The organism is Massilia sp. CFBP9026 (genome assembly GCF_034045165.1).
GTDB lineage: Bacteria > Pseudomonadota > Gammaproteobacteria > Burkholderiales > Burkholderiaceae_D > Telluria > Telluria arenae.
The window spans coordinates 1-14,150 of the sequence record NZ_JAXCWH010000010.1 but is presented as its reverse complement, the minus strand read 5'-3'; the positions used below and the strand labels follow the sequence as shown (position 1 = coordinate 14,150).

The following is a 14,150-nucleotide window of genomic DNA, read 5'->3' as shown; positions in this document are numbered from 1 at the left end:
GGTTTACACCTCGCCGCGGAATTTCCCCAAAGCGAGATTCACCATCGCCTCCACACTTCCCTCGTGTTCGTGCACGATGCGCAGCTGTTCGGCATCGCCGACCGCCTTCGTCACATGGGACAGGTGGGTCAGCGCGGCGCCCGAGCCGAGCCGCTCGGCATGCGGCGCGATGCGCGCCAGGGTGGCCAGGATGTCGTCGCGCAGGCTGACCTGCTGGTGCTCCTGCGGCAGCACGATATTGCCATCGAGACCGAAGCGACAGGCCTGGAAACGGTTGTAGTTGTAGACCAGGTAATCGTCTTCCCGCGGCGGCGCTTCGTTGCCAGCCAGCAGATAGCTGCACAGGGCTTGCAGGTAGGCGGCAAGGGCCGCAGCGTGCTCGACCGTGAGCGGGGTGTCGCACACGCGCAGCTCGATGGTGCCGTATTCGGGCTTGGGGCGTAAGTCCCAATAAAAATCCTTCATGCTGCGCACGATGCCGGTGTCTTCCATGCGCTTGAAGTAATCGCGCTCGAAGTCTTCCCATTTCAGCAAAAACGGCGCGCGGCCCGACAGCGGGAAGGCGAACACCGAATTCAGGCGCGAGGAATGGAACTGGGTGTCGCTGCCCTGCAGGAAGGGCGACGAAGCCGACAGCGCGATGAAGTGCGGGATGTAGCGGTTCAGTGCGTGCAGCAGGAACAGGGCATTGTCGCCGCTGCCGCAGCCGATGTGCACGTGCTGGCCGAACACGGTGAACTGCTTGGCCAGGTAGCCGTACAGCGCCGACACCTCGCGAAAACGCGGCTTTTCATAGATGCGGCGCTCGGTCCACTGCTGGAACGGATGGGTGCCGCCGCCGCACACGCCCACGTTCAGGCGGTCGCCCGCGCGCAGCAGGGTGTCGCGGATCAGGCGCAGCTCGTCCACCAGCGGCGCGTAGCCGGTATGGATGCTGCTGTTAATCTCGATCATGCTCTCGGTGATCTCGGGCGTCACGGCGCCGGGGAAAGGCGCGCGCGCCAGCAGGTCGAGCATGTCCGGCGAGGCCGGGGCCAGGTCGAAATCCGACAGGCCGACGAGCTGCAACTCCAGCTCGACGCCCATGGTCAGCGGTTCCGAGCGCGAAAACTCAGGCAGCGGCATCCTTGTCCTCCTTCACGACATTCTTGTATTTGGCAAAACCCGACTCGCGCGCGCCGGTCAGCGCGATCTGGGTCAGGATCGGCGCCAGCACTTCCAGGATCATGGCCATCGCGGCCAATGGCGCCAGTGGCGCGAGGGTGTCGAACAGGTCGACGCCCGAGCGCCGGGTCTGCTCGATCAGGATGATGGCGAACACCGTCAGCGGCATGATCGCGACACCAGTCAGGGCGCCCTTGCGCGCCGAGATGCCCGACACCCGCGCGGTGGCGGTGCACACCGCTACCTTGACCAGGGCGCGCACCAGCAGCAGCAACAGGCCCAGCATCAGGCCTTCGGCGGTCGGCTGCCAGGCGATGGTGGTGGCCACGAAAAAGAACAGCAGCACGGTGAGCAGGTCGCCCAGGGCGCCGAAGTTGCGCTGGGCCGGGCTCAGGGTCACGCGGCGGTGGCGTGCCACCAGGCCGAAGGTCAGCGCCGCCAGCACCGGCGACAGTTTCAAGACATGGGTGATCGCCACCAGCAGGAACACGAAGACCGCGAACGTCAGCGTGGAATTGGAGCGGACATGGCCGGCCACGCGCTGCCACAGCGGCAGCAGCCAGCCCAGTGCAGCGCCAAGGCCGCTGGACGCCGCCAGCACCACCAGGCCGGTCCAGCTGGCGTGGACCACGTCGCCCGAGGTCTGGAATACGCCGAAACCCACCGTGACGTTGAACACGAACACGGCCAGCACGCAGTTCAGGGCAGTCAGGTGCATGGCGCGCTCGGTCACCTGGCCGCCGCCGCCCTGCTCGTTGACGATGCGCAGCAGGCCGGCCGGCGAGCTGGCCATGGCCAGCGCTGCCAGCAGGCAGGCCGGCAGTACGGCGAGGCCGCAGATGCGCGAGACGTAATACACCGCGGCCCAGGTCAGGCCGGCTTCCAGCACCGAGGTGATCAGCAGCCAGGGATTGGTGCGCAGCCAGCGCAGGTTGATGCGGTAGCCGAGCTCGAACAGCATCAGGCCGAATCCGAGGTTGGCCAGCATCATGAAGTTGTCGGCCTGGGCCGGCGGCAGATAGCCGCTCGACAGGTTGCCGAACACGAAGCCGCACAAGCCATAGATGGAGATGCGCGGCACGTTGGCCCAGCGGTACAGCAGCTCGCCGGTCATCCAGGCCAGCGTCAGCGCCAGCGGCCAGGCCAGCGCATGCGTGAGTGAAAGCAGCTCGCTCATCCAATTCTCCGGTGGGACGCGCCGATCGGCGGCAGGGAGCCGCGCAGGCACGATGGTCCGATTCGGCGCGGGGAGCGCCAGACGCGGCAGATGTGGGAAACGCTAGGCCGCGTGTCGAAAAATGCCCCCCGACGGATGCGGGGGGCGAAAAGAAACGGGGTGAGCCGCCTCATCGCTGATCGGGGCAACCGGACGCTGCCGGTTGCCACCCAGCTATACTGCACGAAAAATATAATCGTGGCAACCCTATTTGTGCGAATGTACAGACAGGCGATAGCTCACCCTACCCGTCCGTCAGGCTGGGAATCCGTGTCGCCGACCATCGGCCGGCCAGCGGTGCGCGCCATATTTGCTTGAAAATATTAGCATGGATGAAACACATGGAGGCATATTGGACTCGATACCGGGATGGCTGCAGGCGGGTGGCTGGGGATTGCTGGCGGGCGCCGCCTTGCTACTGGGCGCCTTCATCGGCGTGCGTTTCAAGGTTCCGCAGCGGCTGGTGGCCGCCATCATGGCGTTCGGCAGCGGCGTCCTGATCTCGGCGCTGTCGTTCGAATTGATGGACGAGGCGATCGACACCGGCGGCTTCGCCTCCACCGCGACCGGCTTCCTGCTCGGCGCCCTGGTCTACACGGGCGCCAACTGGTGGCTGGGGCGCAAAGGGGCGCGCCACCGCAAGCGGGCCGGGCCGCGCCCGGCGGCAGCGGAACAGGACGCCGGCGGCACGGCGCTGGCAGTCGGCGCCCTGCTCGACGGCATCCCGGAATCGATCGTGATCGGCCTGTCGCTATTGCAAGGAGAAGGCGTCAGCGTGGCGGTGGTAGCAGCGGTGTTCCTGTCCAACCTGCCCGAGGGCCTGTCCAGTGCGGCCGGGATGCGGCATGCCGGCCGCTCGCCGGCCCACATCTACGGTGTCTGGAGCGGCATCGCCGTGGCATCCGGGCTCGCTGCCCTGTTCGGCTATACGGTATTCCACCGCTTTCCTCCCGAGATGCTGGCGGCGACCACGGCGGTGGCCGCGGGCGGCGTGCTGGCGATGGTGGTCGACACCATGATCCCGGAGGCCTTCGACGAAACCCACGACTTCGCGGGACTGATCGTGGCCGCCGGATTCCTGGCAGCTTTCGCGCTCAGCAAGCTGGGCTAACGACCGTCCTGCGTGGCCAGGTAGGCGACGATGTCGCTCGCCTGCTGTTCGCTCATGAAATTCATGAAGCGCATCTTGTTGCCGGGGATGACCGCGTCGGCATCGCGGATGAAGGCGGCCAGGTTGCGTTCGTCCCAGGCCAGCTGCGACGCGTTCAGCGCCGGCGAATAGGCGTAGCCGGCCACGCCGCCCGCCTTGCGGCCGAGTATGCCATTGAGGTGCGGACCGAAGATGTTGACCGCGTTGGGTCCCACCTGGTGGCAACCGGCGCAACGCGCGAACAGCTTCCGACCGGCTTCGATCCGGGCCGGTGAAGGAGCCCCGTCGGCGCCCGCGCCGCTTGCCGCGGGGGCAGTATCGCTGCGGCCGCAGCCGGCCAGGCCCAGTATCAGGCACAGAACCAGACCCAGCAGAAGGCCTGGCAACGCCGTGTACGTGCGCATCTACTTGACCCGCTGCTTTTCGAGCTTGCGTGCCAGCGTGCGCCGGTGCATGCCCAAGCGCCGCGCCGCCTCCGAAATATTGAAATCGGTCTCGGCCAGCACGGCGTGGATGCGCTCCCATTCCAGGGTCTTGATCGAGGTCGAGCGGTTGGTGACCTCGACATCGGTGCTGCCGGCGATGTGACCGAAGGCGGCTTCGATATCGTCGGCGTCCGACGGCTTGGCCAGGTATTGCACGGCGCCCAGCTTGATCGCCTCGACCGCGGTGGCGATGCTGGCAAAGCCCGTCAACACCACGATCAGCATGTCCGGGTCGTGCTCGTGCAGCAGCTGCACGCAGGCCAGGCCCGAGGTATTGCCCTTGAGTTTCAGGTCGACCACGGCGTAGCCGGGGTTATGTTGGGCCAGCAGGGCTTGCGCCTCATCGTGGCCGGTGGCCCCCAGCACGCGGTAGCCGCGCCGCTCGAAGGAGCGGGAGAGGGTGCGGGCGAAGGCCTCGTCGTCTTCGATAATGAGCAGCAGCGGCTCAGGATTCTGCATCGTCTATTTCCTCTTCCAGTTCGATCGCTGCCAGCGGCAGGCGCACGGACACCTCGGCCCCGCCGCCCTCGTCCTGGCGCCGGTTGCGCGCCGTGACGGTGCCGCCGAGCTTGCGCACGACGTTCACCGCCAGGAACAGCCCCAGCCCGCCGCCGGGCTTGCCCTTGGTCGAGTGATAGGGCTTGCCGAAATGCGCCAGCATGCTGGGCGCAAAGCCGGGACCGCGGTCGAACACGGTCAGCACCAGGGTGCGCTCGTCGATGTGGGCGTCCATATAGACCCAGTCGGGGGACGCTTCCAGCGCGTTGTCGAGCAGGTTGTCGATCGTCTGGCGCAGCGCCGAATCGCTCGCCACCGGCAGGTCGTCGGCGATCCGGTTATTGTAGATGAAGGTGCGCACCGGACGGCTGGCTTCCCAGCCTTCGGCGAGCTCGTTGAGGAAGCGGCTGACGGTGGTGCGCTCGGCCGACTCGCCGCGCGCCTCGCCGGCCGACAGCAGGATGCCGCTGACGATGGCCTTGCAGCGCTTGAGCTGGGTCTGCATCTCGGTCAGCTCGCCCAGCATCTCGGGATTGTTGCGAAACTCGGGCATGCGCTTCCAGTCGCCGAGGATCACCGAGACCGTCGACAGCGGCGTGCCCAGCTCGTGGGCGGCACCGCTCGCAAGAAGGCCCATGCGCACGATGTGTTCTTCTTCGGCTGCGCGCTGGCGCAGCGCAGCCAGCTGGGTCGCCTTGTCGCGCACGTTGTCCGAGATGCGCGAGATGAACATCACCAGCAGCGCCGCATTCAGCGCGAAGCAGACCAGCAGGCCCTGCACGTACAGGCTGCCGATGCCGCGCGCATGGTCGAACGGCAGCGCGAGGGGCTGGGCGTAGATGGCAAGGCCGGCCATGCAGGCGATCGTGACCAGCACGATACTCCAGGTCCACAGCACGTCGAGCAGCACAGCAGAGACGATTACCTGCAGCAGGTAGAGGAAGGCAAAGGGATTGGTGGTGCCGCCCGACAGGTAGAGCAGCACGGTGAGGCTGGAAACGTCGACCAGGATCGCCAGGAACATCTCGCCATTGGAGACCGGACGCCGCTCGTGCCAGCGCAGGTGGCTGGCGACGTTGAAGGCGATCAGGCAGGCCAGCACCTGCAGCATGTGCACCAGCGGCAGCTCGATCCGGAAGATCATGATGGCCGAGGCGATGGTGGTGATCTGGCCGATGACGGCGATCCAGCGCAGCTCGATCAGCTGCAGCATGTTCTTGTGGCCGGCCGCGAACTCGACGTTGGCGGCGGCGGCCGACGGCGACGAGCGCGCCGCCCTGGCAAAGAAATCCAGCGGAGATTGCATCGGGATCCGTTATGTCTGTCCTGTGACGCGCGAATACGGCGCGCCAGACGTCTTAATCGTCGGCGTCGCCGCTGCGCCTGGCCTCATAGCGCACAATCCACCACGTGGCGGCGGCCACCATCAGGGCCAGAGCATACCAAGTGAGCGCGTAGACGAGGTGATTATTCGGGAAAGAGATGACGGTCAGGCCGCCGACCGCCGTTTCGGGCGCGTCCTTCGGATCCTGGCCCTTGCCGGCGTCGACGAAGAATGGTGCGACGCTGGCGGGATCGAGACCGCGCGCGGCGGCGATGGCGCCCACTTCGCGCGCATACCAGCGGTTGTTAACCGGGTCGTTATCGCGCAGGAAACCGCTTTTCGGTTCGGCGATGCGCAACAGGCCGGTCAACGCGACCGGCGCGCCAGGAGCGGCCGCGCACGCGTCGCCATCAGCCTTGTTGGCCGGGTACTGCTGCGCGATATTGCCGCTCGACGGGATGAAACCGCGGTTGACGAGGATGATGTGGCCCGAGTCAAGGCATAACGGCGTGAGCAGCCAGAAACCGGCGCCGAGATCGGACAGCGCTTGCACCGGTGTGGTCAATTCGTAGAGATAGTGGCCCGACAGGCGCACGCGCCGGTATTCGTCGGACTCTTTTGAAATCTGCGGCCATTGCGCCACCGGGGGTGGCGCAATGGGATCCGCATGAACGCGTGCGTCGACGCGTTCGATCAGGTCCAGTTTCCATTGCAGGCGAAACACCTGCCAGGTTCCCAGACCGGCAAACAGCACGAACAGCAGCAGGGCCGCCACTGCCAGGGCGCGCCGCACGAAGGCGGAGCGCTGGGGATGTGCCGAAACCACCGGCTGTTCGTGCACTACTGCCATTTAGGTCATGTCGTGGGTGCTGTTCGGACCCATGCCCGGCATCATATTGGTGTTCATATGATGCATGACCCAGATCGAACCGGCCAGCACGATGACCAGGATGACGATGGTCAGGATGGCAGCCATCATGTTCCAGCCGCCTTCCGACTTCGAGCTAAGGTGCAGGAAATACACCATCTGTACGATCAGCTGCACGCCGGCGAAGGCCAGGATGACCCACTTGGTGGTCTCTGGCGCCAGCACGTTGCCCATCACCAGCCAGAACGGGATGATCGTCAGGATCGCTGCCAGCGCGAAGCCGATCAGGTAATCCTTCTGGCTGTAGTGCGTCACGTAGACGTCGTGGCCATGATGGCCGTTGTCGTGGTGGTCGCTCATGGCAGGACTCCCATCAGGTAGACAAAGGTGAAGACGAAGATCCAGATCAGGTCCAGGAAGTGCCAGAACAGCGACAGGCACGACAGGCGACGGAAATTCTCCGGAGTCAGGCCGTGTTTACCCAGCTGGAAGAACAGGGTCACGAGCCAGATGATGCCGAAGGTCACGTGCAGGCCGTGGGTGCCGACCAGCGCGAAGAACGCGGTCAGGAAGCCCGAACGCTGCGGACCCGCGCCCATGTGGATCAGGTGCTGGAACTCATAGATTTCCACGCACAGGAAGGCCAGGCCCAGGATGCCGGTCACGACCAGCCACATGCGGGTCTTGGCCAGGTTCTTCGCTTGCGCGGCGATCATGGCGAAGCCGAAGGTCAGCGACGACACCAGCAGGAACGCGGTGTTGAGCGCGATCAGCGGCAGCTCGAACAGCTCGGCGCCGGTCGGACCGCCGGCGTACGAGCGGCCTTGCACCGCGTAGGTCGCGAACAGGGACGCGAAGATGAGGCAGTCGCTCATCAGGTAGAGCCAGAAGCCCAGCAGCGTGCCCTGCTCCGGGTGGTGGTCGCGGGAGATGTAGCGCCCGCTCACGTCGTCGGCGACGCTGCCGCCGGTTACAGTTGCTTTAAGTTCAGACATGGCTTTCCAGCATACGGGTGCGCTCTGCTTCAGTACGGGCCACTTCTTCGGCCGGAATGTAGTAGTCGCGCTTGTAGTTGAAGGTATGGATGATGATCGCGACCATCATGGCGATGAACGACGCCACGGTCAGCGCCCACATATGCCAGATGATGCCGAAGCCCACCACGCACGAGATCGCGGAGATGATGATGCCGGCGCCGGTGTTCTTCGGCATGTGGATCGCCACGAAGTCCTTCAGCGGACGACGGTAGCCGTTCTTCTTCATGTCGGCGAAGGTGTCGTTGTCGTACACCACCGGGGTGAAGGCGAAGTTGTAGTCTGGCGGTGGCGACGAGGTCGCCCACTCCAGGGTACGGCCTTCCCACGGGTCGCCGGTGAAGTCGCGCAGGCGAGCGGTGTTGCGGTCGCGGAAGCTGACATAGAACTGCATCAGCAGCGCGCCGATACCACCGGCAATCATCAGGGTGCCCACGAACGAGATCTGGAACAGCCACTGCACCGAAGGATCGTCGAAGTGACTCACGCGACGGGTGTAGCCCATGAAGCCCAGGATGTACGGTGGGGTGAACGCGACCCAGAAGCCGATCGACCACAGCCAGAACGAGACCAGGCCCCAGAAACGGTCCAGCTTGTAGCCGAAGGCTTTCGGGAACCAGTAGTTGATACCGGCGAAGATACCGAACACGACACCGCCGATGATGACGTTGTGGAAGTGAGCGATCAGGAACAGCGAGTTGTGCAGCACGAAGTCGGCCGCCGGGATGGCCAGCATGACGCCGGTCATGCCGCCGATCACGAAGGTCAGCATGAACGACACGGTCCACATCATCGGCAGTTCGAAGCGGATACGGCCGCGGTACATGGTGAACAGCCAGTTGAAGATCTTGGCGCCGGTCGGGATCGAGATGATCATCGTCGTGATGCCGAAGAACGCGTTGACGCTGGCGCCCGAACCCATGGTGAAGAAGTGGTGCAGCCACACCAGGTAAGAGAGAACCATGATGACGCAGGTCGCGTACACCATCGAGGTGTAGCCGAACAGGCGCTTGCCGCAGAAGGTCGAGACGACTTCGGAGAAGATACCGAAGGCCGGCAGGATCAGGATGTAGACCTCAGGGTGGCCCCAGATCCAGATCAGGTTGACGTACATCATCGGGTTGCCGCCACGGTCGCTCGTGAAGAACGCGGTGTCGAGCAGACGGTCCATGCCCAGCATGGCCAGCACGGCGGTCAGGATCGGGAAGGTGACGACGATCAGGATGTTGGTGCACAGCGAGGTCCAGACGAAGACTGGCATCTTCATCAGGTCCATGCCCGGCGCACGCATCTTGATGATGGTGACGATCAGGTTGACGCCCGACAGGGTCGTACCGACACCCGCGATCTGCAGCGCCCAGATGTAATAGTCGACGCCGACACCCGGACTTGCCAGGATGCCCGACAGCGGCGGATACGCCAGCCAGCCGGTACGTGCGAACTCACCCACGAACAGCGATGCCATGATCAGCACGGCGCCCATGGTGGTCATCCAGAACGAGAAGTTGTTCAGGAACGGGAAGGCCACGTCGCGCGCACCGATCTGCAGCGGCACCACGTAGTTCATCAGGCCCGTCACGAACGGCATCGCCACGAAGAAGATCATGATCACGCCGTGGGCGGTGAAGATCTGGTCGTAGTGGTGTGGCGGCAGGAAGCCGGCGTTGTCGCCGAAGGCGATCGCCTGCTGGGCGCGCATCATCAGGGCGTCGGCAAAGCCGCGCAGCAGCATGATCAGGCCCAGGATCATGTACATGATCCCGATTTTCTTGTGGTCGATACTGGTGATCCAGTCCTTCCACAGGGTGCCCCACAGGCGGAAGTACGACAGGATGGCCACGAGGGCCAGGCCGCCGACGATCACGCCTGCGAAGGTAGCGAGCAGAATCGGCTCATGGAGCGGGATCGCGTCCCAGCCCAGCCGACCGAAGATAAACTTCGTCAAGTCGAATGATTCTTGCATGATTACTTCATCAAGGTATTAATAGGAGCGACGCACATTTCCAGTGCTTCCGCCAGCTGCGACTTGCCACCCTGCGATTGCTGGCGGATAGCGGCGGCCATCTGGTTGCGCTTGTCGTCTTCGTGCATCTGCTGGTTCATGCACATGGTGCCTTCCGCCACGCAGCGGTTGACGACACGGTTGAACAGCGCAGGCTCGACCTGGCCGTAGTGGCGCACGGCCTCCTTGGCGGTCGGCTTTTCCAGCACCAGGTAGTCGGCGCGATCCAGGACGGCTGGATTGGCCTTCATTTCCTGCACCCAGGTGTTGAACTCTTCGTTGGTGACGCCTTTATAGGCGAACTTCATGTGCGAGAAACCGTCGCCGCTGAAGTTGGCCGACAGGCCGTGGTAGTCACCGGTCTTGTTGAGCACCGCGTTCAATTCGGTCTGCATGCCGGGCATCGTGTAGATCATGCCGGCCAGCGTCGGAATATAGAAGGTGTTCATCACGGTCGATGCGGTCATCTTGAAGCGGATCGGGGTATCGATCGGGGTCACCAGCTGGTTGACCGAGGCGATGCCCTGCTCTGGATAGATGAACAGCCATTTCCAGTCCAGCGCCACGACCTGCACTTCGAGTGGCTTGGTCGATGCCGGGATCGGACGGTGTTCGTCCAGGCGTTCGAGCGGACGGTAAGGATCGAGCTTGTGGGTGCTGACCCAGGTGATCAGGCCAAGGACGATGATGATCAGGAGCGGTGCGCCCCAGATGATGAGCTCGAGCTTGGTCGAGTGGTCCCAATCGGGTTCGTACTTCGCGTTGGCGTTCTTGCGATAGCGCCAGGCGAACAGGACAGTCAAGATCATCACAGGGACGATAATCAACAACATCAGCACAACCGATATGGTGATCAGATCGGCCTGCTGCTTCGCAATATCACCGGTGGGATTCATTACGACCGTGTTGCAGCCGGCCAGCGCTGCAAGCGGAAGTAATGGGAGTCCGCGGCGGACAATTTTAGGAATCATGCTAGGTATCTAACGTTACATGGAAGGAGAACATGCTACTGTAATGCCAACGGTCGCCAAAGAACATTGGACACATTGTCCCACCTTTGCCGGAGTGCAATTTTAACAACAGTGGCGACCGTCGACTTCTCTGGAGAACACAATATGCAAAGCACGACGACGTACGGCGGCGCAGGGGCCGCTCCAATCACACACCCGCACAGCGGGGCTCGCAACATCAACGCCAGGGATGCGCACGTCGATCCCGGTGACATCGCCGTCGGCGTGGTCATCGGCCGGTCGGCGGAATACTTCGAGTTCTTCACGTACGCAATCGCGTCGGCACTCGTTTTCCCCGCCATTTTCTTCCCATGGGCGGACCGGCTCGACGCCACCCTGTATTCCTTCGCGATCTTCGCGCTCGCCTTCATCGCACGCCCGATCGGCACGGTCGTGTTCATGGCGATCCAGAAGCGCTGGAGCCGCGACATGAAGCTCGGCATTTCCCTGCTCATGATGGGTACCAGCACCGTCGTCATCGCCATGCTCCCGAGCTATAGTGAAATCGGCGCCACCGCGATCGTCCTGCTGGCAGCGCTGCGCATCGCCCAGGGTTTCGCCCAGGGTGGTTCGTGGGATGGACTGCCTTCGCTGCTGGCTCTTAGCGCACCCGAGAACAAGCGCGGATGGTACGCCATGCTCGGACAATTGAGCGCACCGCTTGGCTTCGTGATCGCGGCCGGCATTTTCGCCTTCCTGATCACCTACACGGCCGAAGAAGATTTCCTGACCTGGGGCTGGCGCTTCCCGTTCTTCGTGGCCTTCGCCATCAACGTGGTCGGCACCTTCGCCCGCCTGCGCCTGGCCAGCACGCCCGAGTATTCGCGCCTGCTCGACTCGCACCACCTCGACCCGGCCCCGGTCGGCGAACTGGTGAGCAAGCAAGGCAGCAATATCGCCATCGGCGCCATGGCTGCCCTGGCCAGCTACGCCCTGTTCCACCTGGTGACCGTGTTCCCGCTGTCGTGGATCCAGCTGTACGATACCCGTCCGATGGATGAGTTCCTGCACGTCCAGATGTGGGGCGCCGGCCTCGCGGCGATCGCCATGCTGATCTCGGGCGTCGTCGCCGACAAGCTGGGTCGCCGCACCACGCTGGGTACCGCCGCGGCGCTGATCGCCCTGTATTCGGCCTCGATCCCGTTCCTGCTCGATAGCGGCACCGGCGGCCAGAATGCCTTCATCCTGATCGGCTTCACCCTGCTCGGCTTCTCCTACGGCCAGGCAGCGGGCGCCACGACCTCGAACTTCCTGAAGCACTTCCGCTACACCGGCGCGGCGCTGACGTCGGACCTCGCCTGGCTGGTCGGCGCGGCCTTCGCACCGCTGGTTGCCCTCGGCCTGTCGGCTCACTTCGGCCTGGGTTATGTCAGCCTCTACCTGCTGTCGGGCGCCGTGGCCTCGCTGGCGGCACTGAGCCTGAACCGCAAGCTGGAGATTCGCGACTGATGATTGTCGCTTAGCGTGAAACGACGACGGCCCTACGGGGCCGTCTTTTTTTGGGCTAATCGCGCGCGGTACGCCACTCCTGGGGATTGACCGGCTGCTCATGTCCGGTGCCGCAATTCGTGATCCGCTGCTTGCCGTGTTTTTCGATCATGTCGATGCTGGTGGCGGGCGAGCGCTCGGTGATGCAGTAGATGCCGAGCGCCGTCAGGACCCGGAAACGGCGCGCACCGTCGCCGCCATCGTTCACCAGTTCGACGATCTTGGGCGCCTCATACCACTTGTTCGGCGCCAGCGCGGCGGCTTCCCTGAACTTGTTCGCCATGCGGATCTGCGGGCTGTCGCGCGGGGCGACGATGGTCGGCTTGCTGTCCTTGCGCACGGCACGGTCGATGGCGCCAGCGTCGCGGATCGCTTGCTCGATCATCTGGCGCGCAGGGCCGGCGGCCGGCTCCGTCGCCGTCGCCGCCGGGGCGGTCGCGGCCTCGGCCGGAGCGGCGGCTGCAATGGCCTCCGCTGCCGGCGCAGGGGGAGCGGAAGATGCGATCGGCCCGGGCGTGGCATGCACGCGCGGCCGGTCAGGAGCCGTCTCGACTGCCGCCGCCGCTGGCAGGCGCGGCTGCACCCTCACCCACTGGACGAAGTCCGCCTCGCCCTGCACGGGCAGCCGCAGCTTGCGCGCCTGCTGCCAGGTGGCCACCAGCGCCGCATGGACCAGCAGCGTGACGACCAAGCCCATCATGCGGCTATTCCGATGGTGGCTCAGTAGGCGGGCTGGGTACATAAGACCCGAGTATAGCCGCCGCCGCGCGGCTATTTCTCACGCATTATTGCGCCTGACCTCGGTATAAATGCCCGGCACGCTCGACAGCCCGGCCTTCACCGCCTGCGTGAGTTCGTCGATCATGACTTCGTCCGCGCCCTCCTCCAGCGCCGCGTAGCCGCGGTCCACCACGGTGGACGGCGCCAACTTGGGCAAGGCGATATCGCGCGTCAGGTCGGTGTCGATGAAGCCGACGTGCAGGGCCAGTACCTGCGTCCCCTGCTCGCGCAACTCGTTGCGCACGGCATTGGTCAGCCCCCAGGCCGCCGACTTCGACACCCCATAGGCCGCCAGCGCCGGCGAGCTGATCCAGCTCGCCACCGACAGCACGTTCAGGATGGCCCCGCCGCCGTTACGGGCGAGCACCGGCGCGAAGGCGCGGCTCATGCCAAGGATGCCGAACACATTCGTTTCCAGCATCGCCCGCAGCGAGTCCTCGACGCCGTCCGCCAGCACCTGCTGGAAATGGGCGATGCCGGCATTGTTGATCACCAGGTCGACGTCGCCCAGCTCGCGCGCCGCTGCGGCCACGCTGCGCGCATCCGTGACGTCGAGCTGCACCGGGGTGACGCCGGCCAGCGTCACGCTGGCGGGATCGCGCGCCCCCGCATAGACCTTCTTGGCGCCGCGTGCGAGCGCCTGGCGGGCGAATTCGAGGCCCAGGCCGCGGTTGGCGCCGGTGACGAGGACGGTGGCATTGTCGAGTTTCATGGCTATCCCTTTCTGGTTGTGGGCGTCATTAAATATGACGATCATCATATTTTAGTCCAGAAAAAACGAACGCGTACTGACAGGCTGGGATTCAGGCAGGCTGGCATGCGTACTGGGTCAGCAAGGCTTGCCGGCTGGTCGCCAGCATCGCACTGCCTTACGGGTCGGGACCGAAGGTGCGCGCGATCTGCAGGGCGCCGACCAGAAAAAATCGGGGTCAGGTCTGACATTTGGACACGAGCTGAACTGTGATCACGGGAGCTCGCTGCAGAGGCCGTGTCCGAATGTCAGACCTGACCCCACTTACAGGCGCTGCAGAGGCCGTGTCCGAATGTCAGACCTGAGGTGGTCCGGACTTTCTGGACAGTTATTTAGGCACACGGAATGCGGCTTCGACGGCGGCAGGCGTTTGATAGCCC

General features: G+C 64.3%; 14 protein-coding genes. 2 read left to right on the top strand and 12 right to left on the bottom strand.

The window, feature by feature from the left end; all coding sequences use genetic code 11:
• Window positions 1–3: 3 nt before the first annotated feature.
• Together SOM28_RS21650 and SOM28_RS21645 are read right to left on the bottom strand one after the other, a co-directional pair.
• Window positions 4–1,125 (bottom strand): YbdK family carboxylate-amine ligase, encoded by a 1,122-nt coding sequence (locus SOM28_RS21650; protein WP_320469406.1) that lies wholly within the window; start codon window positions 1,123–1,125, stop codon window positions 4–6.
• The gene (locus SOM28_RS21645; RefSeq protein ID WP_320469405.1) at window positions 1,112–2,341 is read right to left on the bottom strand and encodes a cation:proton antiporter; all 1,230 of its coding nucleotides are present in this window, start codon (window positions 2,339–2,341) and stop codon (window positions 1,112–1,114) included. Before SOM28_RS21645 ends, SOM28_RS21650 begins: the two co-directional genes overlap by 14 nt.
• A gap of 391 nt (window positions 2,342–2,732) precedes the next feature.
• Between SOM28_RS21645 and SOM28_RS21640 the strand changes: the two genes are divergently transcribed.
• Window positions 2,733–3,491 carry a ZIP family metal transporter gene (locus SOM28_RS21640; protein WP_320469404.1) on the top strand — a complete coding sequence of 253 codons (759 nt, stop codon included), beginning with the start codon at window positions 2,733–2,735 and terminating at the stop codon, window positions 3,489–3,491.
• Here SOM28_RS21640 and SOM28_RS21635 read toward each other — a convergent pair.
• The 8 genes from SOM28_RS21635 to cyoA are packed head-to-tail and all read right to left on the bottom strand — an operon-like array spanning window position 3,488 to window position 10,712.
• A complete protein-coding gene (locus tag SOM28_RS21635) occupies window positions 3,488–3,916 on the bottom strand; it encodes a c-type cytochrome (RefSeq protein ID WP_320469403.1) in 429 nt (142 codons plus the stop codon). The two genes, SOM28_RS21640 and SOM28_RS21635, sit on opposite strands and share 4 nt — an antisense overlap.
• An 18-nt stretch (window positions 3,917–3,934) precedes the next feature.
• Complete coding sequence (locus SOM28_RS21630; RefSeq protein ID WP_123071367.1) at window positions 3,935–4,474, bottom strand: response regulator transcription factor; 540 nt, start codon at window positions 4,472–4,474, stop codon at window positions 3,935–3,937.
• Complete coding sequence (locus SOM28_RS21625; RefSeq protein ID WP_123071368.1) at window positions 4,461–5,819, bottom strand: ATP-binding protein; 1,359 nt, start codon at window positions 5,817–5,819, stop codon at window positions 4,461–4,463. The genes SOM28_RS21630 and SOM28_RS21625 overlap by 14 nt, the downstream gene beginning before the upstream one ends.
• 52 nt (window positions 5,820–5,871) lie before the next feature.
• Complete coding sequence (locus tag SOM28_RS21620; RefSeq protein ID WP_320469402.1) at window positions 5,872–6,687, bottom strand: SURF1 family protein; 816 nt, start codon at window positions 6,685–6,687, stop codon at window positions 5,872–5,874.
• The gene (gene cyoD, locus SOM28_RS21615) at window positions 6,688–7,065 is read right to left on the bottom strand and encodes a cytochrome o ubiquinol oxidase subunit IV (RefSeq protein WP_320469401.1); all 378 of its coding nucleotides are present in this window, start codon (window positions 7,063–7,065) and stop codon (window positions 6,688–6,690) included. It lies immediately after the preceding gene.
• A complete protein-coding gene (gene cyoC, locus SOM28_RS21610) occupies window positions 7,062–7,700 on the bottom strand; it encodes a cytochrome o ubiquinol oxidase subunit III (RefSeq protein WP_123071371.1) in 639 nt (212 codons plus the stop codon). Before cyoC ends, cyoD begins: the two co-directional genes overlap by 4 nt.
• Window positions 7,693–9,702 (bottom strand): cytochrome o ubiquinol oxidase subunit I, encoded by a 2,010-nt coding sequence (gene cyoB, locus SOM28_RS21605; protein ID WP_123071372.1) that lies wholly within the window; start codon window positions 9,700–9,702, stop codon window positions 7,693–7,695. Before cyoB ends, cyoC begins: the two co-directional genes overlap by 8 nt.
• Window positions 9,703–9,704: 2 nt before the next feature.
• Window positions 9,705–10,712: a ubiquinol oxidase subunit II gene (gene cyoA, locus SOM28_RS21600; RefSeq protein ID WP_123071373.1), complete on the bottom strand. Its 1,008-nt coding sequence runs from the start codon at window positions 10,710–10,712 to the stop codon at window positions 9,705–9,707.
• 144 nt (window positions 10,713–10,856) lie between these two features.
• Here cyoA and SOM28_RS21595 point away from each other — a divergent pair, with 144 nt between their 5' ends.
• Window positions 10,857–12,200, top strand: coding sequence for an MFS transporter (locus SOM28_RS21595; protein ID WP_123071374.1), 1,344 nt, complete (start codon window positions 10,857–10,859; stop codon window positions 12,198–12,200).
• 55 nt (window positions 12,201–12,255) lie between these two features.
• Here the strand turns inward: SOM28_RS21595 and SOM28_RS21590 are convergent, their stop codons facing one another.
• Together SOM28_RS21590 and SOM28_RS21585 are read right to left on the bottom strand one after the other, a co-directional pair.
• The gene (locus tag SOM28_RS21590) at window positions 12,256–12,939 is read right to left on the bottom strand and encodes a hypothetical protein (protein WP_320469400.1); all 684 of its coding nucleotides are present in this window, start codon (window positions 12,937–12,939) and stop codon (window positions 12,256–12,258) included.
• A 78-nt stretch (window positions 12,940–13,017) separates the two neighbouring features.
• Window positions 13,018–13,731, bottom strand: coding sequence for an SDR family oxidoreductase (locus SOM28_RS21585; RefSeq protein WP_320469399.1), 714 nt, complete (start codon window positions 13,729–13,731; stop codon window positions 13,018–13,020).
• Window positions 13,732–14,150: the final 419 nt, after the last annotated feature.

Bases quoted from the DNA above. Each gene is read 5' to 3' on its own strand.
- SOM28_RS21625 (WP_123071368.1), bottom strand. From the start codon at position 5,819: ATGCAATCTCCGCTGGATTTCTTTGCCAGGGCGGCGCGCTCGTCGCCG.
- cyoA (WP_123071373.1), bottom strand. From the start codon at position 10,712: ATGATTCCTAAAATTGTCCGCCGCGGACTCCCATTACTTCCGCTTGCA.
- SOM28_RS21585 (WP_320469399.1), bottom strand. From the start codon at position 13,731: ATGAAACTCGACAATGCCACCGTCCTCGTCACCGGCGCCAACCGCGGC.
- SOM28_RS21595 (WP_123071374.1), top strand. From the start codon at position 10,857: ATGCAAAGCACGACGACGTACGGCGGCGCAGGGGCCGCTCCAATCACA.
- cyoB (WP_123071372.1), bottom strand. From the start codon at position 9,702: ATGCAAGAATCATTCGACTTGACGAAGTTTATCTTCGGTCGGCTGGGC.
- SOM28_RS21650 (WP_320469406.1), bottom strand. From the start codon at position 1,125: ATGCCGCTGCCTGAGTTTTCGCGCTCGGAACCGCTGACCATGGGCGTC.
- cyoD (WP_320469401.1), bottom strand. From the start codon at position 7,065: ATGAGCGACCACCACGACAACGGCCATCATGGCCACGACGTCTACGTG.
- SOM28_RS21590 (WP_320469400.1), bottom strand. From the start codon at position 12,939: ATGATGGGCTTGGTCGTCACGCTGCTGGTCCATGCGGCGCTGGTGGCC.
- SOM28_RS21645 (WP_320469405.1), bottom strand. From the start codon at position 2,341: ATGAGCGAGCTGCTTTCACTCACGCATGCGCTGGCCTGGCCGCTGGCG.
- SOM28_RS21620 (WP_320469402.1), bottom strand. From the start codon at position 6,687: ATGGCAGTAGTGCACGAACAGCCGGTGGTTTCGGCACATCCCCAGCGC.
- cyoC (WP_123071371.1), bottom strand. From the start codon at position 7,700: ATGTCTGAACTTAAAGCAACTGTAACCGGCGGCAGCGTCGCCGACGAC.
- SOM28_RS21630 (WP_123071367.1), bottom strand. From the start codon at position 4,474: ATGCAGAATCCTGAGCCGCTGCTGCTCATTATCGAAGACGACGAGGCC.